The sequence below is a fragment of the Hoeflea marina genome, assembly GCF_003182275.1.
In the GTDB taxonomy this organism is placed as follows: Bacteria; Pseudomonadota; Alphaproteobacteria; order Rhizobiales; family Rhizobiaceae; genus Hoeflea; species Hoeflea marina.
In genome coordinates, this window is the sequence record NZ_QGTR01000001.1 from 532931 (window position 1) to 557502 (window position 24572).

At 60.3% G+C, this 24572-nt stretch carries 12 protein-coding genes; 11 read left to right on the forward strand and 1 reads right to left on the reverse strand.

Features of this window, described 5'->3' with window-relative positions:
* The first annotated feature begins 2863 nt into the window (after positions 1 to 2863).
* From cas1 to cas6, 3 genes are all read left to right on the forward strand, one after another.
* Positions 2864 to 4909, forward strand: coding sequence for a CRISPR-associated endonuclease Cas1 (gene cas1 / locus DFR52_RS02460; protein ID WP_110030320.1), 2046 nt, complete (start codon positions 2864 to 2866; stop codon positions 4907 to 4909).
* 7 nt (positions 4910 to 4916) lie between these two features.
* Positions 4917 to 5204 carry a CRISPR-associated endonuclease Cas2 gene (cas2, locus tag DFR52_RS02465; RefSeq protein WP_110030321.1) on the forward strand — a complete coding sequence of 96 codons (288 nt, stop codon included), beginning with the start codon at positions 4917 to 4919 and terminating at the stop codon, positions 5202 to 5204.
* A gap of 62 nt (positions 5205 to 5266) precedes the next feature.
* On the forward strand, positions 5267 to 6154 hold the full coding sequence (cas6, locus tag DFR52_RS02470) for a CRISPR system precrRNA processing endoribonuclease RAMP protein Cas6 (RefSeq protein ID WP_110030322.1): 888 nt from the start codon (positions 5267 to 5269) through the stop codon (positions 6152 to 6154).
* A 97-nt stretch (positions 6155 to 6251) separates the two neighbouring features.
* On the opposite strand, the gene DFR52_RS02475 is transcribed toward cas6, so the two are convergent.
* Positions 6252 to 7454 (reverse strand): TorF family putative porin, encoded by a 1203-nt coding sequence (locus DFR52_RS02475; protein ID WP_110030323.1) that lies wholly within the window; start codon positions 7452 to 7454, stop codon positions 6252 to 6254.
* A gap of 868 nt (positions 7455 to 8322) precedes the next feature.
* On the opposite strand from DFR52_RS02475, the gene DFR52_RS02480 reads away from it, so the two are divergent.
* From DFR52_RS02480 to DFR52_RS02515, 8 genes are all read left to right on the forward strand, one after another.
* Complete coding sequence (locus DFR52_RS02480; RefSeq protein WP_245415161.1) at positions 8323 to 8901, forward strand: DUF1819 family protein; 579 nt, start codon at positions 8323 to 8325, stop codon at positions 8899 to 8901.
* Positions 8898 to 9500, forward strand: a complete 603-nt coding sequence (locus DFR52_RS02485; RefSeq protein WP_110030325.1) for a DUF1788 domain-containing protein — start codon at positions 8898 to 8900, stop codon at positions 9498 to 9500. Before DFR52_RS02480 ends, DFR52_RS02485 begins: the two co-directional genes overlap by 4 nt.
* Positions 9501 to 9503: 3 nt before the next feature.
* Positions 9504 to 13025 carry a BREX system P-loop protein BrxC gene (gene brxC, locus DFR52_RS02490; protein WP_110030326.1) on the forward strand — a complete coding sequence of 1174 codons (3522 nt, stop codon included), beginning with the start codon at positions 9504 to 9506 and terminating at the stop codon, positions 13023 to 13025.
* Entirely contained in the window at positions 13025 to 16507 is a 3483-nt protein-coding gene (gene pglX / locus DFR52_RS02495) for a BREX-1 system adenine-specific DNA-methyltransferase PglX (protein WP_110030327.1), read from the forward strand. The genes brxC and pglX overlap by 1 nt, the downstream gene beginning before the upstream one ends.
* Positions 16500 to 19013: a BREX-1 system phosphatase PglZ type A gene (gene pglZ / locus DFR52_RS02500; protein WP_110030328.1), complete on the forward strand. Its 2514-nt coding sequence runs from the start codon at positions 16500 to 16502 to the stop codon at positions 19011 to 19013. Before pglX ends, pglZ begins: the two co-directional genes overlap by 8 nt.
* Positions 19014 to 19020: 7 nt before the next feature.
* The gene (gene brxL, locus DFR52_RS02505; protein WP_110030329.1) at positions 19021 to 21114 is read left to right on the forward strand and encodes a BREX system Lon protease-like protein BrxL; all 2094 of its coding nucleotides are present in this window, start codon (positions 19021 to 19023) and stop codon (positions 21112 to 21114) included.
* 63 nt (positions 21115 to 21177) lie between these two features.
* A complete protein-coding gene (locus tag DFR52_RS02510) occupies positions 21178 to 22509 on the forward strand; it encodes a hypothetical protein (RefSeq protein WP_110030330.1) in 1332 nt (443 codons plus the stop codon).
* Positions 22509 to 24572: a phospholipase D-like domain-containing protein gene (locus DFR52_RS02515; RefSeq protein ID WP_110030331.1), complete on the forward strand. Its 2064-nt coding sequence runs from the start codon at positions 22509 to 22511 to the stop codon at positions 24570 to 24572. Before DFR52_RS02510 ends, DFR52_RS02515 begins: the two co-directional genes overlap by 1 nt.

Sequence of the window (24572 nt, forward strand, 5' to 3'; positions counted from 1 at the left end):
CTCTATCCACTCAACGTGGTCACTGCCCGGTCAGCCCAATTGACCCAATGGCACGTCATACGCCTGCGTCTCTATCCGCTCAACGTGGTCACTGCCCCGTCAGCCGACTGGGCAGGCAACACTTTCGCGATGGAGTCTCTGTCCACCCAACATTTTTACTGCCCGGTCGGCCTTGGAAGAAACGGTGAAAATTTTGAAGTCGTCTCTATCCACTCAACGTGGTCACTGCCTGGTTAGCACCATTGTGGATAAGGACCACGGCACTGAGAAGTCACTATCCACTCAACGTGGTCACTGTCGGTCAGCAGGCCCAGGTCGAAAGCTACCGCAAGAAAGGGTCTCTATCCACTCAACGTGGTCACTGTCCGGTCAGCCTACCCCGCCGCAACCGCCTGTCAAGAGCGCGGTTTCCGCCGCGTTTTCCAGCGTAGTGGTCAACGTGCGCGGTGACGCGGAACGGATGTGGAACAGCGGCGCGTGGCCGTTGCCAATAGCCTTTTCCGTTCAGATGGTTGGGACAGATTCCAACATGGAATCGCCGTTTCGCCTCGGACCATGCTCGGGCCGCGCCGACGACCTCGCCTGCGGGTCATGTGGCGATGGATGCTGCGCGGGGAGGGCGGGTCCGGCCGACGCGCCTGACGAACTGTCCATGGGTGCTCACTGCCGGTCGCTCCTGTTCCTTCGCCCCCCGCGCGAGACGCCGCTGCCGGCTGCTCCAGCACGCACCGCGTGGACAGCACAGTGCCCTCCGCCCGTCACCCCGGCCCCCGAGCCGGGGTCCAGTTGCGCCGCGTCGGCGGCGCGGGGGACTCCCTTTTTGAGGATGCTCCGCAAGCGTGGTCACTGCCCGCTCAGCCAGGCAATGTGGTCGCTGTCCGGTCGGCCGAGGCAGGAAGTCGAGGCTGATATTGACAGCGTCTCTATCCACTCAACGTGGTCACTGCCCGGTCACCGGAATCATTTCCTTGGCATGGGAGCCAGTGAGTCTCTATCCACTCAACGTGGTAACTGCCCGGTCAGCAGAGCTGGTATGTCGACCCGGATCCGACGCTGTCTCTATCCACTCACCGTGGTCATTTGCTCGGCCAGCCGACGCCGAGAAGGGCGCGCTGCTACTGGCGCCTCTATCGACTCAACGTGGTCACTGCCTGGTCAGCCGGATTTGCAAGGAGCGTGGGGCCGACATGCTGTCTCTATCCACTCAACGTGGTCACTGCCCGGTCAGCCGCCGCTGATCTCGATCTCGCTGGCGGCAACGTCTCTATCCACTCAACGTGGTCACTGTCCGGTCAGCGAAACACCAGACACCGATGCGGAGCCCTCCCTGTCTCTATCCACTCAACGTGGTCACTGCCCGGTCCTACCCCTCCGCAACCGCCTGTCAAGATCGGGCTTTTCGCCGCGGCTTCCAGCGTAGGGGTCACCGCGTTGCTGTGGCGCGGAACGGATGCGGAACAACGATGCTCGGCATCGGCCGATAGCCTCGTCCGTTCAGTAGGTTGGCGGAGATTCCAACATGGAATAGCCCTTTCGCCATGCCTGGGCCGCGTGCGCGGCGGTGCCGATGCCATCGCCCGCGGGCGATGAGGCGACGGATGCCGCGCGGGGTGCGGCATGACGGCAGTGAGAGCTGCCGCTCCGGGCTTCGAGTCAACATGGTCACTGCCCGGTCAGCCTGTATTACGGCGAAGGGGAGATTGCGGAAGTTCTCGTCTCTATCCACTCAACTTGGTCACTGCCCGGTCAGCCCGGAAACTTGCGCCCAATGGGTGCAATAGCAGTCTCTATCCACTCAACGTGGTCGCTGCCCGGCTAGCCTGAGCACCAAATCCGCTGGATGCCGGCTCGGGGGCCGGCATGACGAAGGAGCGGCTGCCGACCTTGGCATCGACTCAACTTGGTCACTGTCCGGCCAGCGGCCCGGTCCTGCTGCAGGTCACCACGCGCCAAGCCTCTCTATCCACTCAACGTGGTCACTGCCCGGCCAGCCTACCCCTCCGCAACCGCCATTCAAGGTCGGAGGTTTTCGTCGCGTTTTCCAGCCTAGGGCCTGCATCGGCCAGCCGCGGCGAAACAAAGGCGAAACCGCTTTGGCAGCCGGGCTGGATTTTTTGTGTTTCAGTGCGTTGACTACTTCCAACATGGAGATGCGGTTTCCGCATGCCGCGACCGTAGCGCGCGAAGCCGGACGTCGGGCGCCCACCGGACTGCCGGACGCTGGTGACGGATCATGTGCCCGCCTCTGGGGGCCGTTTGCTCTAACCACCGTCTGCGACCTCGGGCTCTGCGCCCAAAGCGAACCGTCCCCCGACCTGCGGTCACTGCCGGCCCAGCCTTGGCGACAAGGTGAACGAGCTGAGCTGCGTCTCTATCCACTCAACGTGATTGCTGGCAGACAGCGGTGCCTGTTCTTCGGCGCCGACAATGTGATGTCTCTATCCACTCAACGTGGTCACTGCCCTGTCAGCAGACCACGTTGGTCTTGCCGGAGAAGCTCGCGTCTCTATCCACTCAACGTGGTCACTGCGCGGTCAGCGGCGCGATCATCGGGACACTTGCCGACGAGGCGTCTCTATCCTCAACGTGGTCACTGCCCGGTCAGCCAATTGCATCTAATCACCCAGATGTTCCTCGAAGGTCTCTATCCACTCAACGTGGTCACTGCTCGGTCAGCCTACCCCTCCGCAACCGCCTGTCAAGATCGGGGTTTTCTGCGCGCTTTCCAGCATAGAGTAAAAATACATCTGTACGGACAGACAGAAAGTGAACATATTGCAGATGCTGTGATCATATACTGTTGAATGAAAATATAAAAACACCGATTCCAGCGTAAAACCGCAATTTTCGGGCGGAGGGGTGCATGGTTCGCAGGATCAACCCGGCGCCGGCGGCGCCGCATGACGGGAGCCTGCTGTTCCAGCGGCTGGCGTCCCCGGCCGGGCTTGCGGCGGGCTGGGAGGAGGTGCGCGAGAATGGCGGCGCCTCGGGCGGCGACCGGGTGACATGCGAGCATTTCGGCATCGGCTCGGACCAAAGGCTGGCCGAGCTCGGGTGCGACCTGCATGCGGGCAGCTACCGGCCGGGGCCGCTGCGTCGGGTCGACATCCCCAAGCCCGCGGGCGGCGTCCGCACCTTGATGATCCCCTGCGTGCGCGACCGGGTGGCGCAAAGCTCCGCCGCGCAGGTGCTGACGCCGCTGTTCGAGGCGGAATTCGAGGATGTGAGCTTCGGCTACCGGCCGGGGCGGTCGGTCAAGCAGGCGCTGCTGCGGGTGCAGACGCTGCGCGACGAGGGCTGGCGCTACACGCTGGACGCCGACATAGAGGCCTATTTCGACAATGTCTCCCATGACCTGCTGCTGGAGCGCCTCTACCGTTCCGTGTCGGAAAGCCCGCTGACGGAACTCATTTCGTTGTGGCTTGAGACCGGCGGCGAGTTCGGCAAGGGCCTTGCCCAGGGCTCGCCGCTGTCGCCGCTGCTGGCGAACCTGTTTCTCGACGATCTCGACGAGGCCCTGTTGAAGACGCCGCTGCGGATGGTGAGGTTCGCCGATGACTTCGTGGTGCTGGCCAGGCGCGCGGTGGACGCGGAGAAGGCGCTGGCCAAGGTCGCGGATCTGCTGGCCGGCTTCGGCCTGCGGCTCAACCCGCGCAAGACGGCGGTGCGCGGCTTCGACGACAGCGTCAGATATCTGGGCGCGGTCTTCGTGCGCAGCATGGTGATCCGTGACACGCCGGATCTCGCCGCATACGGTCCCGACAGACTGTTGCGCGAGATCGCCGAGCGGGACCGGAAGGAAGAAGAGGGGCAGAAGCGGCAGGAGGCGGGAGATGCGGCGCTGGCCGCCGCCGGCTACGATCGCGGTGTGCGGACGCTGTATCTGCAGACACCGGGCCGCGAACTGGGGTTGAAGAACCTGGCTTTTGCCGTGCGTGACCGGTCGCCCGGCGACGAGCCAACCGGAAAGCGTCGCGGTAGCGGCACGGAACGGCTGGTCGCGGCCATTCATCCCACTCGCATCGACCGGATCGAGGTGGGCCCGGATGCCGATGTCAGCACCGAGGCGATGCGCAACGCCCTGTCGTTCGGTGTCGAGATGGCTTTCGTCAACGGGCACGGGGAAACCCTGGGGACACTGGCGGCTCCGCTGCCGCCGCGGGCAAGGCGACATCTGGCGCAGGCGCGGCATGTGCTCGACCCGTCGCTCCGGCTCGAGCTGGCGCGCCTGTTCGTGACTGCACGGCTCAAGAACCAGCGGGCGCTGTTGCGGCGGCTCAACCAGCGCCGCGGGTTCGACCAGGTCGATCAGATCTGCAGCCAATTCGCCCGGCCGCTCAGGGCTGTCGCCCATGCCCCGGACACCGCCAGCCTGATGGGCTTCGAGGGCGAGGCGACGGCGAAATTCTGGCGTGGCTGGGCGGCGCTGCTGATGCACGGCTGGACCCTGCCGGCGCGGAGGCGAAAACCCGCGCCGGACGCTGTCAATATCGCGCTCAATATCGCGGCGCATCTGCTCGGCCGCGACACGCGCTGCGTGCTGCTGACGGCCGGTCTGCATCCGGGCTTCGGTGTGCTGCACGGCATCGACGACGGCCGCGACGCGCTGGTCTTCGATTTCATGGAGATCTTTCGCGCGGCGCTGGTCGAGAGCGTGGTGCTGGAGGCCTTCAACACCAGGGCGCTGCGCCCCGAGCACTTCCAGAGCCACGAGGGCGGCGCGCGAATCCACAATTCGGGTTACGCGGCGCTGATCGGGGCCTATGAGGAGAGGGCGGCCCGGCTTGTGTCCTCGCCGCGCGGTGGCCGGCGGATGACCTGGCGCCGGCTGATGCTCGAGCAGGCGCAGGATTTTGCCGCCCATGTTGAATCGGGCCGGTCTTTCCTGCCCCATCTGATGAATTACTGAGGCGCCCATGGCGGGGCACAGGCAGTTGATCGTCATCAGCTACGACATCAGCCGGGACAGCCTGAGAAACCGGGTCTCCGGCATGCTCGAAAAGCTCGGCGTCCGGGTGCAGTACTCGGTCTTCGAGCTGAGGCTGACGCAGGCCGCCGCCGATGCGCTGTTCTCGAGGCTTGACCTGCTGCGCGACCCCGGCGACAGTCTGCGCATGTATGTGCTGCCCGAGGATGGCCGCAAGAATTCGAAGAGCGCCGGCGGCGCTCCCATCTCTCCGGCCGAGGACTATTTTCTTCTATGAGTGCTGTTGAGTCCGATATCGCCGGGCCGGACGGAACCGGCGGCGCCGCGCGACGGAGGCTTATGGCTCCGGCCGCAATCGTCGATCTGGACGGGCTGGCGGAGGCATGGTTCGAGACCGACATCATCTGGACGATTGCCGGCTCAAGCGCGGCGATCGGAGATCCCGGCTTTCCCGGACGCGTCCGGGGCGCCTTCGGCGCGGAACTGATGGATGGGGCATCTCCCGAGGCGCTGGCGGGCCAACCATGCCCCTGGGAGCCGCCCTGCGCGTTCGGCGTGATCTTCCAGAAGCAGGGGCGCATGGACCCCGGGCTGGAATTTCCGGGACCATGGGTGATCGAGGTCGATGCCGAGGGCGCCGATCTTCTGGTCACCTTGCGGCTTTTCGGATTTGCCACCGATTATGCAGGGGCCGCCGCCGAGGCGATGGGCAAGGCGCTGACGGCACGGCTCGACTATGCCGGATCGTCGGGCCAGTTCTTTCCAAGGCCGCATGTGATCGCCCGCACCATCCTGGCCCGGCCGGGACTGGCGCTCTCGCCGCCATCCGCTCCGGTGCTCGATTTTCTCTCGCCCGTGCTGCTGACCTCGATCGATGTTATCGAGCATCCGCGCAGCCTGCTGACCACGGCGGCGGCCCGGATTGCCGGCCTGGCGCGCTGGCACGATCTCGAGCTCAGCCTCGACCGCGCGGCGCTGGTCGATCTCAGCCACCGGCTCGACTTCTTCTGGCTCGACGCAGTCGGCCTGCGCTGGAAGAGGCGGTCGCGGAAGCAGAACCGGGAGATCCGCATGGCGGGAACGATCGGCCGTCTCGCGATCGATGGTTCCGAGCCCGACCTGCATCTGGCCGGCCGCATCTTCGCCTTCGGCCAGCGCTGCCACATCGGCGCCGACGCCGCCTATGGCTGCGGCCGCTTCGATTTCCAACGCGAACACGGCACTTGAGCGTCCGTGCGGTGGTCGCCGAGCGTGGCGGCAGGCAAAGCCCTTGAATTCAAGTGTCGAGAGCGGCGACGCCAAGCCGAAACAGGTCGAGACGGATCTAGAATTTTGCCGTCAGCCCGATGGTAATATCATCCACGCTTTGGCGGGTCTTTGGCAGGTTCCCGGTGCGATATTTTGCCGTTAGTGCCAGATGCCCCTTTTCATCCAGTCCCCAGTTTGCCCCAACTTCAAAATAGTGAAAATCGGGAATGTCGCCGCCCAGGTCGAACATTTGCCAATAGGTTGCATTGAAAAACAGTCTCTCCAGTGCTCCGCCAAGATACAGTTCGCCGGTAATGACCGGGCCGCCAAATGCAATATCCGGCTGGCTCTCCAGCACGGCCGACCCGCCGGTATCCGCGACATGCTGATACTCGATATGCGCGACCGGGCGCCAACGATAATACAAAGGAAGGCCGCCGATCTGACGCGCCACGCCGATGCCAAGATCCAGACTGACGGGCTCATATTCCAGCGACCCGCCGATGACATGTGAATTCAGTTCAAAATCACTTGAGTCGAACAGATCAGCCCTGATGTAGTGGCTCCAGTACGGTCCGCCGAATTCAGCCTCGCCACCGGCTTTGAAAACGAGCGAATTGATGTCGCGGCTCGGATTGGAGCGGTTGACCTTCCTGTCGAACTCTATGCCCACATGTGCCGCCGCGCCGGTCAGAAAGTTGCCTGCGCCAGGGGGCTGTTCAGAGTTGAATCCGGACAGGCCGTTCAGATCCCAGTGCCCGTACACCATCAATGCGCCGGTACCGGACGCTGTGTAATTGTCGGTCAGTCTGTCATGGCTGAATGTGAAGCTGGCGCCGGCGACCTTTGCAAGGTTTTCTGTCGGCGCCAGTATGACACTTGGCGCCTGATACGCGTTCCGCAGCAGAATGCCGCTCTTGGTATTGAAGCGATCCTTGCTCGGGGGCTCCGGTTTCGCCGCTGCCTGTGGCTTGATACCCCTTCTTGAGCCCAGCTCATCCGCCGTATCAACAGACAGCGTGACAAAATCAGCGGATTTTCGAACCCCTGCCTCCAAATCGGCGAGTTCGTTTCCATCGATCACTCCATTCAGATTGCGGTCGAACGTCCGATGAACCGATGACGTCTGGTGCAGAATGCAGATGTCGATTTCTTTTCCGATCTCCACGGTTCCATTCGAGTTGATGTCGAACTTGGCGGAACACTTCAGTTCGGCCCGGGATTCGACAAGTCCACCAAGGAGCAATGCGGCGCAGGTGATTGAAAGGGCATTTTTCATCGCAACTGATCTTTCATTTGGTCCGTGATGCTATCAACACGTACAGATCCTTCACCTTGGTGGCGCCTTGGGTATCGGAGGGAACCAGCGGAGGAGACAATGGGTGACCGAGCCCGGCGAAATGAGGGTTTATTCGGTGCGACAGTTGTCGAAGACCGGGATCAGTGAAACCCAATCCGTCCGGGGGGCGGTCTCTCAAAGACATTTCGGCGGTGATGTCCGGTCGTGGCCTGTTCGTGATCTGGGAAAGCAAATCCTTCAGAATCGCGTATACAGTGTTGGAATGTAAGGCCATCGTTGCCTCTATGATTGCGTTAAATATTACTAATCTAATGCGGATGACAAATTTATGTCAAGTATAAATCAGTTTTCGCATAGATTATCTCAAATTGATATAATTTGGATTTGCGAAATTAGAGGTAAATGCATTGAATGTATTCACATTTCGCGTTCTGGCTCATTGCTGTCAGATGTGATGGCTGGAGCGCCGATTATACCGATATATAAAGAGAGATTAGAATAATTGGAGAGGCCTGTTTGTGGAGCGCCACGTCATTGGATGAATGCGTCCGATGTTTCTCGAAGCTGATACGAGCTCGATGTTTTCATGCTTCGTCGGATGTATGCTTTGGTGTGGCTGGCGGCAAACTGGCTGTGGCCGGGATCTCGCCTGACTGTGAATCCTGTTGGCTCGACAACGTGCAATCCATCTTCAAAAACCTGTTGCTCCCGGCGACTGTGTGATTGAAAACCCGTCGGGCGTATCCAGCGTCTGGACCAGTTTGAAATGGGATGCCATGTCAGTGCGAAGTCGATTGAACCTGCGGCGGGCCGAATGGTGAGTGTTGCCCGGAACCCCGGATATCTGATGTCGTTCTCCACGGGCGGGCTTCTCATCAACGAGAGCGTCGAGCTTGCCCGCCTCCATCGCGAGGGCGAGGCCTGGGACCTGACGCTCGCCCGCGCCATGCAGGACGGTCTGGCGTCGCTGCCAAAGGCCGCCTCGAACCGGAGAACGCTTCGCGAGATCCGCAATCGGATCGCCTGCCTGTCGGCCGCCGAGCGGGAATTCCTGACCGACCTGGCCGACCGCCAGGAACAGCACGCGCTGCTCTGGGTCGCCGCCTGCAGGGCCTACCGGTTCGTTCGCGAATTCGCCGTCGAGGTGCTTGGCGAAAGATACCTGTCGTGGCGGCTTGACCTGGGGCAGCAAGCTTTCGAGGTCCAGTTCGCGGCCAAGGCGGAATGGGACGAAGGCCTGGCTGCGATAAGCCCGTCTACGCGGCGGAAACTCGGTCAGGTGCTGTACCGGATGATGCGCGAAGCCGGGTTGTTAAGCGCTGACGGGCGTATCCAAACCGTATATTTGTCGCCGCGACTTAAATCATTGATTGTGGAAGGCGATCCGGACGGGCTAGAAGTCTTTCCGGGAGGGGACACCGGATGAATCACGTCATGAGCCGCCGCGAGCGCGTCGAACACCTGTTCAGGGTGGTTGCCAGCGCCCGGTTCCTGAACAAGGCGGGCCTCGGCAACGAGGTGCCTTTCTTCATCTGTCCGTTTCCGCCCGAGGACGGCTTGGTGATGAACGATGACCGGAGCGATCTGGTCACGCGTCTGGCGCATGCCGGGATCCGCGTGCTCGACCTCAGCCTCTATGATCTGGCTCTCGACATCCTGCGCGAGCGCGGCATTCTCGATCAGCTGATCGAACGGGAGGCCGACACCGACAAGGCGCAGATCCGGGAACTGCTGCAGGGCATTCTCGACCCCGAGAGCCATCTGATCCCGAAGATCGGCGAAGCGATCGGTTCCACGCCCCATGACGTCATCTTCCTGTCCGGGGTGGGCGAGGTCTATCCCTTCATCCGTTCCCACAATGTCTTGAACAATCTGCAAAGCACGGCAAAGGATCGCCCTACGGTCCTCTTCTTTCCGGGCACCTATACGCACGCGCTGGCCACGGGGGCTTCGCTGGAGCTCTTCGGCCAACGGCAGGAAGATCGATACTACCGCGCCTTCAACATCATGAACTACGAGGTCTGACCCATGGGCACCAAGCTACGCGAAATCTTTGCCAAGCCTGTGGACCGCTCGATCGACGGCGTTATCAAGGCCGACGACATGTCGAGCTTGCTCGTCGAGCTGGACGAGTACGTTATCACCAAGGAGATCGGGCAGCGGCTTGAGCGCTTCCTTGATGCCTACAACAATTACGAAACCGCGAATGGTGTTTGGATCTCCGGCTTTTTCGGATCGGGGAAATCCCATCTGCTGAAAATGCTGGCTCTTCTGCTTGAGAACGATGAAGTCGACGGCAAGCGCGCGCTCGAAATTTTCGAGACCAAACTTGGGGACGACCCGATGCTGGCCGGCGCGCTGCGCAAAGCGGTGTCGATCGCGTCGAAATCGATCCTCTTCAACATCGATCAGAAGGCCGACGTGATTTCCAAGACGGATGTGGATGCTCTGCTTTCCGTCTTTCAAAAGGTCTTCGACGAGATGTGCGGCTATTACGGCAAGCAGCCGCATATCGCGCAGTTCGAGCGCGACCTCGACAGTCGCGGCCAGCTCGATGCCTTCAAGCAGGCCTTCGAACGCACCTCCGGAAAGCCCTGGGAGCGCGGACGCGAACAGGTCCTGTTTGAGGAGAAGAACATAGCGACCGCCTTTGCGGAAGCGACCGGCGGAGAGGTGGCCGCAGATGTTCTGACCAGGTATCGCAACGACACGCGTGTGTCGATCGAGGACTTCGCCAACACCGTCAAAGCCTGGATCGATTCGCAAGGCCCGAAATTCCGGTTGAACTTCTTCGTGGACGAGGTCGGCCAGTTCATCGCCAACAACGTCAAGCTGATGACCAATCTGCAGACCATCGCCGAAAGCCTCAACACCAAATGCAAGGGGCAGGCCTGGATCATTGTCACTGCCCAGCAGGACATGGGCGCGGTCATTGGCGATAGAACCCAGCAGCAGGAAAATGACTTCTCCAAAATCCAGGCCCGTTTTGCAAACCGGATGCCGCTCAATTCTCAGGACGTGGCCGAGGTGATCCAGAAGCGGTTGCTGGCCAAGACCGATGAGGGCCAGATCACGTTGGGCAACATCTATGCCCACGAGGAAAACAATCTCCGCACCCTTTTCGATTTCGGCGACGGTTCATTCCGCTTCAAGAACTTCAGCGGCAAAGACCAGTTCGTCGCCAGCTATCCGTTTCCAAACTATCAATATGATCTGTTTCAGCGCGCGATCCAGGGGCTTTCTGATCACAACGCGTTCGAGGGCAAGCACAGTTCGGTGGGTGAGCGCTCGATGCTGGGCGTCTTCCAGGACGTCGCGAAGAAAATTGCGGATAACGAGATAGGCAGCATCGCCACTTTCGATCTCATGTTCGAGGGCATTCGCACGGCTCTGAAATCATCGGTCCAGCAGTCGATCCAGTTGGCCGAACGGAACCTCGGCGATGAATTCGCGCTACGCGTCCTTAAGTCGCTTTTCCTGGTCAAATACGTCAAGGAGTTCAAACCCACCGTTCGCAACATCTCCATTCTTCTGTTGTCAGCGTTTGACGCCGATCAGACCGAGCAGCGGCGCAGAATCGAGGAAGCGCTGTCGCGGCTGGAGCGCGAGACGCTGATCCAGCGCAATGGCGATGTCTATGAGTTCCTCACGCTGGAGGAAAAGGATGTCGAGGCCGAGATCAAGAGCCTAACCGTTGACACGTCCGAGCTCACCAAGGTCATGGAGGAGCTGGCCTTCGACGAAATCCTCCGTCACCGGAAAATCAAGCACGTGTCGACCGGCATCGAGTATCCGTTCGGACGCAAGCTTGACGACCATCTCCAAGGGCGGGACTACGAAGTGGCAATCAATCTGATTTCGCCGTTCAACGATGATTCCGAAACGCCTGATGCCGTTCGGATGCGCAGCATGGGCCGCGATGAACTCGCCGTGGTCCTTGGTCGTGACATCCGGTTCATGCAGGACCTGCGGCTCTGGAAACAGACCGACAAGTTCGCGCGGCAGGCTCGAACCGGTTCGGAGCAACCAGGCCGCGATCGCATCATCGCCGAGAAAGGCCAGCAAAACGCGCGACGCCACAAGGACATCACGGTTCGCCTGCGCAAGCTGATCGGGGATGCCAAGCTCTTTGTCCGCGGTGTCGAGCTGGAGATTGCCGGCGATGACCCGCAGGAGCGTCTGACCAAGGGTTTCCAGCAGCTTGTTGACAAGGTCTACACCAATCTGCCGATGCTGCGGTCCACCTACAACGAGGCCGATCTGGTGCGGGCCTGTCAGCCGAATGGGGATCTGTTCGGGGCCGAAGGCAGTGGCTTGACCGAGCCGGAACATGAAGTACTGAATTTCGCGCAATCCCAGCGTGGCCTCGGCAGCAGAACGACGGCGAAACAGCTCACCGAGCGCTTTGGCTCCAAACCCTATGGCTGGCCGGCCCTCGCCATCCTCTGCCTGACAGGAAGCCTGGTCACGCGTGGCAAGCTTGAGGCCCGGCTCGATGGCGATCTGCTAGAGGAAAAGCGCCTGGCCCAGGCCTTGAACAACAGCAATGCCCTTGCCAATATCCTGTTGTCTCCGCAGATCGAGTTTTCCGCAGCCCAGGTCCGCGCCTCACGACAGGTGTTCAACGATCTGTTTGGCGTGCCGGCCGAAAGCAATGATGCACGGGCGCTGGGGGCCGAATGGCTTGCCGCCGTTCGCACCCTGCTTGCCGACCTCGAAACATTTGCACGGCAGACCTCTGAATATCCGTTCCTGGCAGCGCTTGAGCCGCTGCGGCAGCGGATGTCGGACATGCGTGATCAGCAACCGGTCTGGTTCATCACCGAGCCGGTCGAGCAACAGGATGCGCTGATCGATGCCAAGGAGGATATCCTCGACAAGATCCGCAGCTTCATGAGCGGGCCGCAACGAAAGATCTATGACGAGGTGCGGGCCTTCCTCGCCACCCAGGATGCCAACCTCTCCTATATCGATCCGCAGGCCGGCCAGAAGATCCGCGAGGCCCTGGCCGATCCGGATTGCTATAAGGGCAGTTCCATCCAGGAACTGAAGACCAGCTTCTACCAGCTCAAGGAGACCATCGAGCAGCAGGTGCTGGCGGAGCGCAAGGAGGTGGTGAAGGCGATTGATGAGGTGGCGGACAAGGTGTCGACCACCAGTGAGTTCCAGGCCCTGACCTCGGACCAGCAGGCGCAGATCCGGCGCAGCATCGAGGCGCACAAGGATCGGCTGGACAGTCAGACCATCATTGCGGTCCTGCGTGATCGGGCCAATGGGGTTCGGACCAACTCCTTGTCGGCGATCATGCGAGAGGTCGTTTCGCTGAGCTCGCCCCCGGCGCAACCGGTTCCACCAAGAACACTGGATGGCATGGGAGAACGCGGTGCGGCACCCCGTCCGCGCCCGCCGGAATTCGCCAATGCGCGCGAACTCTACATCCCGTTCTCGAAGACCTATCTGGAGAACGAGAACGACGTGGACCAGTATCTCGATGAAATGAAAAAGGCCCTGCTGACGACGATCGGCAGCGGCAAGAAAGTGTTGATCTGATGGACACCGGTGCCCTCAGGAAATTCGCGCAGTCTGCGCGCAATCTGCTGATCAGTCAGGTCGCGGCCAAGCTCGATCTGGTGCTCGATCCGTCGTCCGCAGCAAGGCGTGAGCACCCAAGTGCCGTCAGGGAGCTGGAGAATGCGATCCGCTCCAGCGATCGCAAACAGGTGATCGAGCAGGTGGCCTATACCTGGTTCAACCGCTTCACGGCGCTGCGCTTCATGGATGCCTGCGGCTACACCAATCCGCGCGTCGTCTCGCCGGCCGACGGCCAGACCCGGCCGGAAATCCTGTCGGAAGCGATGAGCGGCAGTGTTCCGGATGGCGCATCGCCGCAGATCGCCGCTCTGCTCAGCGGTCGGTCGCCTTCGAACGATCCGCAGGCCGAGGCCTATCGCTTGTTGCTGGTTCAGGCCTGCAACCAGTGGCACGGGCCGATGCCGTTCATGTTCGAGGAGATCGACGACTACACCGAACTTCTGATGCCCGAGGATCTGCTTAGCCAGACGTCGATACTTGCCCAACTGCGCAAGGTGATGAACGAGGAGGCCTGTCAGGATGTCGAGATCATTGGTTGGCTCTACCAGTTCTACATTTCGGAAAAGAAGGATCAAGTTTTCGCAGGGCTGAAGAAGAACCAGAAGATCACGGCCGAGAACATCCCCGCAGCGACGCAACTGTTCACGCCGCACTGGATCGTCCGCTATCTGGTCGAGAACTCGCTTGGGCGGCTGTGGCTGCTCAACCGTCCGCAGTCGAAACTGGCGGCGCGGATGGATTACTACATCGCGCCTGAAGAGGCCGAGACGGACTTTCTGAAGATCAGGAGGCCCGAAGATATCCGCATCTGCGATCCGGCTTGCGGCTCGGGGCACATGCTGACCTATGCCTTCGACCTGCTCTATGCGATCTACGAGGAAGAGGGCTACGAGGCGACGGAAATTCCCGGCCTAATCCTGACCCACAACCTCACCGGCATCGAGATCGATGACCGCGCCGGTGCGCTGGCGGCGTTTGCGTTGGCGATGAAAGCAGCGGCGAAGCTAGGGCGGCGGCGGTTCCTGCGGATGGAGGCGAAGCCCGACATCTGTGTGTTGCAGAACGTGACCTTTACAGATGCCGAGATGCAGGACGTGGCCGCCGTGGTGGGGCGCGACATGTTCACGGATGAGTTGCGCGTGTCGCTTCAGCAATTCGAGCAGGCCAAGAACTTCGGCTCGCTGATCGTGCCGAAGTTGCGCGATCCGGCCGAGACGTTGCGGGTGGTGGAGGCGCGGGATCTCGGCTCCGACCTGCTGTTGAAAGAAGTACAGGCGCGCGTGGTGGCCGTGTTGCGCATGGCCGAGACACTGTTGCCGAAGTATCACGTGGTGGTGGCCAACCCACCGTATATGGGTAGCGCGGGAATGAATGCCGTATTGAAGAGCTGGATCGAGAAGCACTTCAAAGCCGCAAAACTTGACGCAATGACCTGCTTCATGGATCGCGCCACTAAACTCACGAAGCCGAAAGGGGCGTGGGGAATGATAAATCTCCCAAGCTGGCTGTTCTTGGGATCATATTCAAAGTTTAGAACTGCATTCTTGCTGCAAAACAGAATCTCCTCGTTCCTTCACCTCGGACGAGGAGTGTTCGGTCCGGATTTTGGATCGGTAGCTTTCGTGGCCAGCCGGATTCAAGACAAACCGCAGCATCGAGGATGTTATTTGAAACTGTATGAACAGCATTCACTTGTTCGGACGCCCGAAGAAATTCAAAGAAAATTTTTGGAGCGGGACTGTGAAATTTATCTAAGCGATCAAAATAACTTCCTAAAGATCCCAGGTGCTCCCGTAGCTTATTGGCACAACTCGGCTGTCTATGAAGCATTTGAGGGGCGACAAGTCTCTCAAGTTGCGCGCCCGATGATTGGCATCCAGAGCGGCGACAACGACCGGTTTTATCGTCAATGGCAAGAGGTATGTCGCGCCGATATTTCAACCTCGATACATTCTATGGAAGACACTTCCGACAGGTTGGTCTGGGCTCCGCTTCAACGTGGTGGGGATGCGAGAAAATGGTATGGAAACAACTCATACGTGGTAAATTTATCGAACTCTGCGAGCGATATTAAAAGCGTTGAGAATAGCTCTCTGAGGAATTCTTCAGAGTATTTTCAAGAATGTGTTTCTTGGAACCGTTTATCCAATGGGCGTTTCTATCCTCGTCACGTGGATAAGGGGTTCGCCTTCGACGATGTCAGCCCTTTTCTGACGACCACTCAAGAGGCAACCACCGCGGATCTTCTGGCTTGCCTCGGCAGTTCTGCATCCCAATTCTTCGTTCGCTCATTTTCCACAGGTTACAAGACCGAGGTAGGTCATGTTGCGCCGTTGCCGCTGCCCAATGATGCGATCGGCGCAAGAGACTGGAATAGGCAGATTCGACGGGCAGTTCATATTGCCCGCTCCGACTGGGACGCCTACGAAACCTCCTGGGATTTCTCCACGCACCCGCTGCTCCGAACCGACCGCCGGGCCGAGACGCTGGAGGACAGCTATGCCGCCCTCCGCACCTATTGGCAGGGCATAACGGTCGAGATGCAGCGGCTGGAGGAAGAGAACAACCGCATCTTCATCGATGCCTATGGCCTGCAGGATGAACTCACCCCTGAGGTACCCGTCGAGGAGATCACCCTCATCTGCAACCCCGCCCATCGCTATGGCGGCAAGGCCAACCAAGAAGAGCTTGAAGCCCGTCTGCGGGCCGACACGATGGCCGAGTTTCTGTCCTACGCCGTGGGCTGCATGTTCGGCCGCTACAGCCTCGACGGGCCGGGCCTGATCCTCGCCAACCAGGGCGAGACGCTGGCGGATTACCTCGCTCGCGTGCCGCAACCGAGCTTCATGCCGGACGAGGACAATGTCATCCCTGTGCTCGATGGTGACTGGTTCCCCGACGACATCACCGAGCGTTTCCGCCTTTTCCTCTCCACCACCTTCGGGGCGGAGAAGCTGCAGGAAAATCTGCGCTTTATCGAGAAGGCTCTGGACAAGGATGTCCGCAAATATTTCACCCGCGATTTCTACAATGACCATGTCAGGCGCTACAAGAAGCGCCCGATCTACTGGATGTTTTCAAGCCCCAAAGGCTCGTTCAACGCGCTGATCTACATGCACCGTTATCGCCCTGACACGGTGTCGGTGGTGCTCAACGAGTATCTGCGCGAATTCATCACCAAGCTCGAAACCGAGCGGGCGCGACTCGAACAACTGGCGGACGATGCAAGCGCCAGCCAGAGCCAGCGAACCAAGGCGCTGAAGGATGTGACGGGCATCATCATACAAATCGACGAGCTGACCAAATGGGAGCGCGAGGTGATGTTCCCACTCGCACAGAAACAGCTTGAGATCGATCTCGATGACGGTGTGAAGGCCAACTATCCGCTGTTTGGCGATGCGCTCAAGCCGATCAAGGGGCTGGAGGCTGCGGATGAGTGACCGCATCACGGCGGGCCTCAAACGCCTGTTCGAGGATCAGGGGCACCGCATCGTCTTCTGGTATGATGCCGACCGTGACCTGCGCGGCGAATTCGATGCGGTCGAGCTCGCCGGTGTCGCGAAACTCGAAATTGCCAACAATGAGTTCGGCCTGAAATACCGCATGCTGCGGCAGGAACCCAAAGCCCGATTCCTGCTTTATAAAGAAGGGGCTGAACCGGCAGCCGCAGACAACTGGCTGCTTGATGTCCAGCTAGCCAGCGCCGTGTTCAAGGCTGACCAGACGGCGATCTGGGTGGCCGAACTCGGCATCCCCGCAAAATACGAGGCAGCGGTGCGCGAGCACCCGGACTTCTATCGCTCACAGAAACGGCTGGAGCGGCTCCGGACCTTCGAACAGGACAAGCCGTCACGCTCGGAAAAGGATGTCCGGCGCAAGATGCTGGCGGTCTGTGCCGGTGCCGATGGTGATCTCGATACGGTGATCGAGGCGCTGCTCGGAGAGCTGGCGGACGGCCAGGATGAAAGCCTGCGGCTGATCGCCCGATCCGGACTGATGGCTTTCTTCTGGAAGGAAGTGGAGGCCGGTTTCGGCTATGCCGCCGATCAGCCGGACTTCCAGGATTTCGCCATCGCTCTGTTCGATTCCGCTTATCACCGCGCCCTTGGCGATGAGGGCCGGCTGAACGCCGAGGCGTCGCTGATGTTCCGGCGCTGGGCCAACAACAGGCATTGGGCCGGAGCCTTCGAGGCGCTGTCGCAGCAGTACCAGGAGCTCTTGAAGATCGAGGATGATCTGCAGAAACGCGATTTCCGCCTTCTGATGCCCCATGATCATTTCGATGCGATGGACCGGCAGATCATCCGTTCCCTGGTCGAGGCGATGGCGACCCAGACGGTCAATTCCGCCGATGTGCTTCGATGGGTGCGGGAGCGCCGCCAGAGCCACTGGTACAAGACCTATGAGGACATCTACCAGGCAATTGGTTTTGCCACCGAATTCCAGCAGGCGCTGGCGGAAGCCAATCTGACCATGAACAGCGTCAGCGAAGGCGTGAAGCGCTATGCCGCCAGCTGGTACAAGCTCGACCAGCTCTATCGCAAATTCATCCACCACATGCAGAAGAGCGGCCAGGCAGGTCTTCTCAGGCCGCTCTACCAGTCAGTGGAAAAGCGCTACACGACGAACTTCGTCCTCGCCGTCAACGATGCCTGGCAGGATCAGGTCAACCGGCTGGAAGATTGGAAGATACCCGGCTATGTGCCGCAGCGAAGCTTCTATCGTGAGCACGCATCCGAATTCCGCCGCAAGGACCAGAAGGTCGTCGTCATCATCTCCGACGCGCTGCGCTATGAAGTGGCCGAGGAATGCCTGCGCAAGATCCGCGAACTGAACCGCTTCGATGCCGATCTCAAGCCGATGATCGCATCGCTGCCGAGCTACACCCAGCTCGGCATGGCTTCACTGCTTCCCAACAGCGATCTGTCGTTCAAGACGGACGGTAGTGACGGCATTCTATCAGGTGGCGAGAGCACCCAGGGCCTGCCGGCGCGGGAGAAAATTCTGGCCGCGGGACGCGCCGGCGACCGCGCCAAGGCTATGCGGGCGGAAGAGGCCATGAACATGGCTGTGTCGGAAGGCAAGGAGCTCTTCCGCGATCATGACATCATCTACATCTATCACAACCAGATCGATGCTGTCGGCGACAAGGTCGCGACCGAAGGCAATCTCTGCCGCGCCGTAGAGGATGCGATAGACGATCTCGTGAAGCTGGTCCGCAAGCTCACTTCGGCCAATGTGACCAATATCCTGATCACCGCCGACCACGGCTTCCTCTATCAGCATCAGGCGCTGGACGAGAGTGACTTTGCCCTCGCCGATCCCCAAGGCGACGAAATCCTGTCACGCAACCGACGTTTCGTCCTCGGACGTGGCCTGAAGCCGACCGCGGGCATGAAGAAATTCACATCCGCCCAACTGGGCATGAGCGGCGATGTCGAGGTGCTGATTCCGAACTCCATCAACCGTCTCCGGCGCCAGGGATCGGGCAGCCGCTATGTGCATGGCGGCGCGTCGCTGCAGGAAGTCGTCATTCCCGTCCTGCGCGTGGGCAAGCAGCGCACCGCCGACATCAGCCAGGTCAGCGTCCAGATCATTGCTCCGGGAAAGAGCCTGATCACGTCGGGCCAGATTGCCGTTTCGCTCTATCAGGCCGAGCCCGTGTCGGAGAAGATGCAGGGCAGGATGCTTCTTGCCGGCCTGTATGCCGAGGACGGGACGGCGATTTCCGACGAGCACGAGCTGCAGTTCGATTTCGCATCGGAGAATGCGCGCGAACGGGAAATGCCAAGAAGCTTCCTGCTCAACCGGGCCGCCGATGGCTACAATGGCAAGACGGTCTATCTGAAGTTGCGCGAACGGATTGGCAAGACGAGCCGCCATCAGGATTACGCGAGCCATCCCTTCCAGCTGAAGCGCAACACCAGCATCGATTTGGATTTCTGAGGATCACATGACCACACTGGACGCCAGGATCAACGAACACTTCGCCGGCTACGTGGTCCGAAAGGACCTGGTGAAGGCCGTCAAGGGCAACGCCATCGTCCCGACCTATGTGCTCGAATATCTTCTCGGGCAATATTGCGCCACCGACGACGAGGCCTCGATCGCCACCGGCATCGAGACGGTCAAGGAAATCCTGCGCAAGCACTATGTCCACCGCAGCGAAGCCCGGCTGGTGCAGTCGACGATCAAGGAGCAGGGCCGCTACAAGGTCATCGATCAGGTCAGCGTTGCGCTGAACGAGAAGACGGACAGCTACGAGGCCACGTTCGAAAACCTCGGCATCAAGAAGGTCGCCGTCGACAGCGGCACGGTGAGGGCGCATCCCAAGCTGCTCGTCACCGGTGTCTGGTGCATCGCCGATGTCCAGTACGAGTTCAGCGACGACGCCCGCATCTCGCCCTGGATACTCGAAAGCATCAAGCCGATCCAGGTCGCGCGGGTTGACTTCGACAGCTATCTTGCCGCCCGCGACGCCTTCACCACGGAAGAGTGGATCGATCTCCTGATGCAGAGCATCGGCTTCGAGCCTGGCGTGTTCGGCCGCCGCAGCAAGTTGCTGCAGCTGATGCGCCTGGTTCCCTTTGTCGAGCGCAACTACAACATCATCGAGCTCGGCCCGAAGGGCACGGGCAAGTCGCACATCTATTCCGAGTTCTCGCCCCACGGCCAGTTGATCTCGGGCGGCGAGGTCTCCGTGCCGAAGCTGTTCGTGAACAATTCCAACGGGCGCATCGGCCTCGTCGGCTACTGGGATGTCGTGGCCTTTGACGAATTCGCCGGCCGCGAAAAGACGGCGAACAAGGCGCTCGTCGACATCATGAAGAACTACATGGCCAACAAGAGCTTCTCCCGCGGCGTCAATCCGATGGGGGCGGAGGCGAGTTTCGCCTTCGTCGGCAACACCGACCACAATGTTCCCTATATGCTGAAGAACAGCGATCTGTTCGAAGCGCTGCCCGCCCAGTTCCACGACTCCGCCTTCATCGATCGCCTGCATGCCTATCTGCCGGGCTGGGAGGTGGATGTCATCCGCAGCGAGATGTTCACCTCCGGCTACGGCTTCATCGTCGACTACCTGGCCGAGATCCTGCGCCACCTTCGCGCGCAGGATTTCTCGCACCGGCCCGACCGGTTCTTCACGGTCAGCAGCAAGATGTCCACCCGTGACCGCGACGCCATCTACAAGACGATGTCGGGGCTGCTGAAGATCATTTTTCCCAACGGCGGCGAAACCGAACAGGAGGTCGAGGAGCTTCTGCGGATCGCCATGGAAAGCCGCAAGCGGGTCAAGGATCAGCTCTTCCGCATCGACAGCACCTATCCGGCCGTCGACTTCCATTACACGGCGAGCGATGGACGAAAGATCCCGGTCACAACGGTCGAGGAAGAGGAGTTCCCGCAATTCTACCGCCATGGCAAGCAGGCTGATGCCGGAGAGGACGAAGCAGGCGACACCGCCGACCGGACGCCGGACGCCCGGCCGCTCCCGGCGCCCGCCGCTCCGTCCGGAGCGGCAGCGCCCCGGCCGCAGGACGGCCATGTCGTCTTTGCCGAGAACCGGAAGGGCATCGGCTACGACAAGCTCTTCGGACCCTATCTCGACGGTGCCAGACGCATCGTCGTGACCGACCCCTACATCCGGATCTTCTACCAGATCAAGAACATGATGGAGCTTGTCGAGATGGTTATCCGGCGCAAGGCGCCGGAGGATCAGGTCTCGATCCATCTGGTGACCGGCCCGGATGACGGCAACATCGAGACACAGCGCGAGCTTCTGGATTCGATAACGGAGGCCTGCATCGGCACGGGAGTGGACTTCACCTGGGCCTTTGACACCACGGGCAGCGTTCACGCCCGCGACATCACCGCCGACACAGGCTGGAAGATCGTCCTTGATCGCGGTCTGGACATCTTCCAGCCGCCGCTGCGCAAGGCCAACGGCTTCTCGCTGAGTGACCGCATGCAGGAACACCGGATGATCAAGGGCTTCTACGTGACCTATGTCCGGCATGCCGATGCTGGTTCCGAGGTCCGGGAGTGATGACCCTGATCACTTTGGCGGTGAGAGGAACTCACCCGGCGCGGCGCAAATCGGAGATTTAGCATGAAGGTCTATTGGGGCATGCTGGCGCCTGAAAACGTCAAACCTTCGCGCAGAAGACTAACATTGGGGCTCGGCAGGGCAGTAATGCTCTACAACGAAGCGGCTGTTCCAGGGCTCGGCGGCTTGTGGTTCATTCGCCAGGCGGCGCTGGCGCTCATTGGCATTCAAGTGGCGGAAGAGTTCCCCTCTGCCGGAAGCAAGATAGAGGTCGCCAACGCCATAGAGGCGCTGGCCTGCTGGGTCGGCTACCAAGAAAGAGACTGGAGCCGAGGAGACTGGAGACTGCGCGGGCCACTCAAGCTCAAGTCCCTGGATGACAGGAAGCTGGAGCGGACGTTCCGTCGGCTAAAGTCGCCCTCTTCCTACGTCACTCAGCCCATGCGCATGGGCTGTGTCGAAGCTCTTCCGGGGATGGGCTTTGTTGACGCGAACGGGTCTCGATTTAACAGCTTTTCGGTCAACGCTCGTGGACACGAACTCATCGAGGCAGTTTTTGGCGAAAAGGGGCAAGGTCGGCGTTATGTGCCGGCTTACCTCCGCGACTGGGTGCGCGGTGAACCGGACAACTTCACGACCTCCCTGCGTCAAAAACTCAACCCAACTAGCGATGCCGGACAGAATGCGCGCAAGGTTATGCGTGAGGCGTTGGCGTTTCCGGGGCCTGATGCCGAGCGTCGTCGGAATGCCTTAGCTTGGGTGGAGAGAATCGATGCCGGGGGGAAATTCGGCGTAAATCCTCACACCCACTGGACAAACCGACCCGAGGAGATTGACGATCACCACTGGAAAGATATGCGGGCCGGGGCGGTGCTTGTTCAGACCCGCAGCGCTGCTATCGGAGTGTTGGCCCACATCGAACAAGAAATTGTCGTGCATTCTCGTCTCAACCTGACACGCCCACTTCCCGAAGGCGTATCGGCCTCATTGAGATTATGGCGCAAGGAAGCGCAGGGTTTTCTGGCGCTTGATGGTCACGGGCCTAGCGAGGCGGCCGCAGCTGCGCGGGAGTTCTGTAACGAGTCACTCCAATCCGACGTCCAGGCAATCACGAAACTCGTGAACCGCGAGAACCACACGTTGCGGGTAACAGGTAATGCCGTAGTTCCAACTGCTGCATGGCGGACAGACGCCGTTCTTACTGTAGACGACGGAGAGGGTAACGCGTCTGGCATCGATACGGCCGCCGAGGGGGCGGAGGACGGGGCCCTGGTGCCCGCAGAGCGTGACGTCCTGCCGCTCGCGATTTCCCCGCGCCTGGTATATCTGCGGCGCCTGGCGCTTGATCTCAACGGACAGCTTGGCATGTTCATTGAAGCGCAGGGGCGGAACTGATGATCCATCCACATCTGCCCATTTCCCTTGTTGAGCACGCAGGCCCCCCGGAGGGCATGACCGGCCATGCGGGATGGATTTGCGGCTTTTCTGCCGACGCAGATTTCATGGAGGCGTTCGTTGAGCGTTTTACCGGTCAGGGCCGATCGGCGCGTGCCGATCTTGGCCGCACGTTCATAGGCCTCTGCCTTGACCGTTCGCAGGCACAAATCCCACCAGGCGAAGTGCCAGGCGTCCTTCATCTGCCCGCTCGTGATGACTCACCGCCTTATCGCCTCATGCATGCGAAAGTTGCACTCCTTGCATTTCGCAGCGCGGCTGATGATAAAGACTGGGCTCTGCGGCTTCTTGTTACCACCGGCAATTGGACCCGGCAGACCACCGAGGACAGTATCGATCTTGTCTGGCGGCTGGATCTTGCCGCACAAGATCTTTTGGCGCGCGAGCCGGTTGATGCGCTCGAGCAATGTCGGGTCGACATCGTTGCGGCGCGCGACTTTTGGCGCGGGTTGCGGCAGCATTACCAGAGCCGGCTCCTCGAAGTGGATGCAAAAGCCGAGAAGGCACAGAAGACGCAAGCTGCCGCATTTCTAGAATTGGAGCACTGGTTGAGCCGGCTGAAGGGAAATACAGTTGTGACGCCCCGCTTCATCCATACCCAGCAACAGGCCTTGATCAACCAACTGGCCCACCGTGTCAAAGCACACGCCGGCTCCCAGCGGAGGAACAATCTCGTTCTTGGCTCGGGGTTTTGGGAGGGGGAGCCGATCACAGGTCTGCCGAAGGTTCCCAGCAAGATCGCCAAAGCGTTGGTAGACGCATCGCTCCTGACACAATCGGCAAAGATTACTCTGGTCCTTGAGAGTCAAGGCTGCGCCGCGCTGGCAGATAAGGGCGTCTTTGATAGCATTAAAGCAGCGAAATGGACGCTTCTCCATCCATTTAAGGTGGAGGGCGACGTGCGGCGTCTTCATGCTAAGTTCCTGTTCTCGGCAAACAGGCAAGGAGACAGCGAGAATTGCGCCTCGGCCTGGGTTTACCTCGGCTCTGGCAATCTCACGCCTGCCGGTTTTCTCAATCCGCCCAACCGTGGCGGTAATCTCGAGGCTGGCGTCATAATGGCGGCAGATGGACTTTGCTGGAAATTGGGGACCAAGTCCCCCCTTCTTCCGGTTGCCAAGGTCCTTCCTATCGACTGGAACGCTGATATCTCAGACGTTTCGGTGCTTTCCTCAGGAGATGGCCCACCGGAGCGCGACCCGCTCTTTATGGCTGCGTCAGTCTCCCATATGTTGTGGGTACCCGAAGACACTTTCAATTTCTTATCGGTTCCTGAAGGCGAGGATGCCACGAGGATTGTAATTCTGGGACCCAACAATGAGGCGCTGATAGAAGACGCATGTGGACGGTTCCCTTGGGATGGCGAGCAGCCGGCGTATGTAGGGACGCGTCCCATAGATCAAGATGACAGTGCCTCGGTTGTCTTGGTTCCTGTATTGGACCGCTATGGAAGGCTTGCTGCGCGCCGATTGGACCCAATCGACCTAGAGCAGGCCATTGAACTTCTGGCCGGCTTTCCTGCAGTGCCGGAGGAAGGTGATACCCGAGGCGCTGAAGATACGCCTGCGCCGCCAGACACGAATATTCTGGCTGCAGCGTCCAGACGATCAATGCCGGACGCGCGCTATGCAATTCGGCGAACGATGCAGCTAATAGAAGCAATCGCCCAACGCCAGACGATGGTGCCTGGGGCAGATTGGACACGTTGGACCCAGCGCCTGCAATGTGTGCTCACACAACTGGGCAGTCTGCCCCAACACGGAGGCAATGGCGAAGAGCGCGCGGCCAGCAAAGGGATGACGAGAGGAATATTGGTCGAAGCCTTGCTCCCACTGGAGATCAATCCCCTTTCCTGCCTGCGCGAACGGCCTTTCCTGCCGGACCACGTCAAGCGCGGCAGCACGGAGTTCCTCGCTCTGGACGAGGCGTTGCGCGCGGTGGAGGCCAATTGGGGTGTGACCGAATTCGTTGGACTGGAATGTGGAGTATCGGATGCCGGTTAA

Coding starts and splice junctions, on each gene's coding strand:
- cas1 (WP_110030320.1), top strand. CDS start 2,864: ATGGTTCGCAGGATCAACCCGGCGCCGGCGGCGCCGCATGACGGGAGC.
- cas2 (WP_110030321.1), top strand. CDS start 4,917: ATGGCGGGGCACAGGCAGTTGATCGTCATCAGCTACGACATCAGCCGG.
- cas6 (WP_110030322.1), top strand. CDS start 5,267: ATGGCTCCGGCCGCAATCGTCGATCTGGACGGGCTGGCGGAGGCATGG.
- DFR52_RS02475 (WP_110030323.1), bottom strand. CDS start 7,454: ATGAAAAATGCCCTTTCAATCACCTGCGCCGCATTGCTCCTTGGTGGA.
- DFR52_RS02480 (WP_245415161.1), top strand. CDS start 8,323: ATGTCGTTCTCCACGGGCGGGCTTCTCATCAACGAGAGCGTCGAGCTT.
- DFR52_RS02485 (WP_110030325.1), top strand. CDS start 8,898: ATGAATCACGTCATGAGCCGCCGCGAGCGCGTCGAACACCTGTTCAGG.
- brxC (WP_110030326.1), top strand. CDS start 9,504: ATGGGCACCAAGCTACGCGAAATCTTTGCCAAGCCTGTGGACCGCTCG.
- pglX (WP_110030327.1), top strand. CDS start 13,025: ATGGACACCGGTGCCCTCAGGAAATTCGCGCAGTCTGCGCGCAATCTG.
- pglZ (WP_110030328.1), top strand. CDS start 16,500: ATGAGTGACCGCATCACGGCGGGCCTCAAACGCCTGTTCGAGGATCAG.
- brxL (WP_110030329.1), top strand. CDS start 19,021: ATGACCACACTGGACGCCAGGATCAACGAACACTTCGCCGGCTACGTG.
- DFR52_RS02510 (WP_110030330.1), top strand. CDS start 21,178: ATGAAGGTCTATTGGGGCATGCTGGCGCCTGAAAACGTCAAACCTTCG.
- DFR52_RS02515 (WP_110030331.1), top strand. CDS start 22,509: ATGATCCATCCACATCTGCCCATTTCCCTTGTTGAGCACGCAGGCCCC.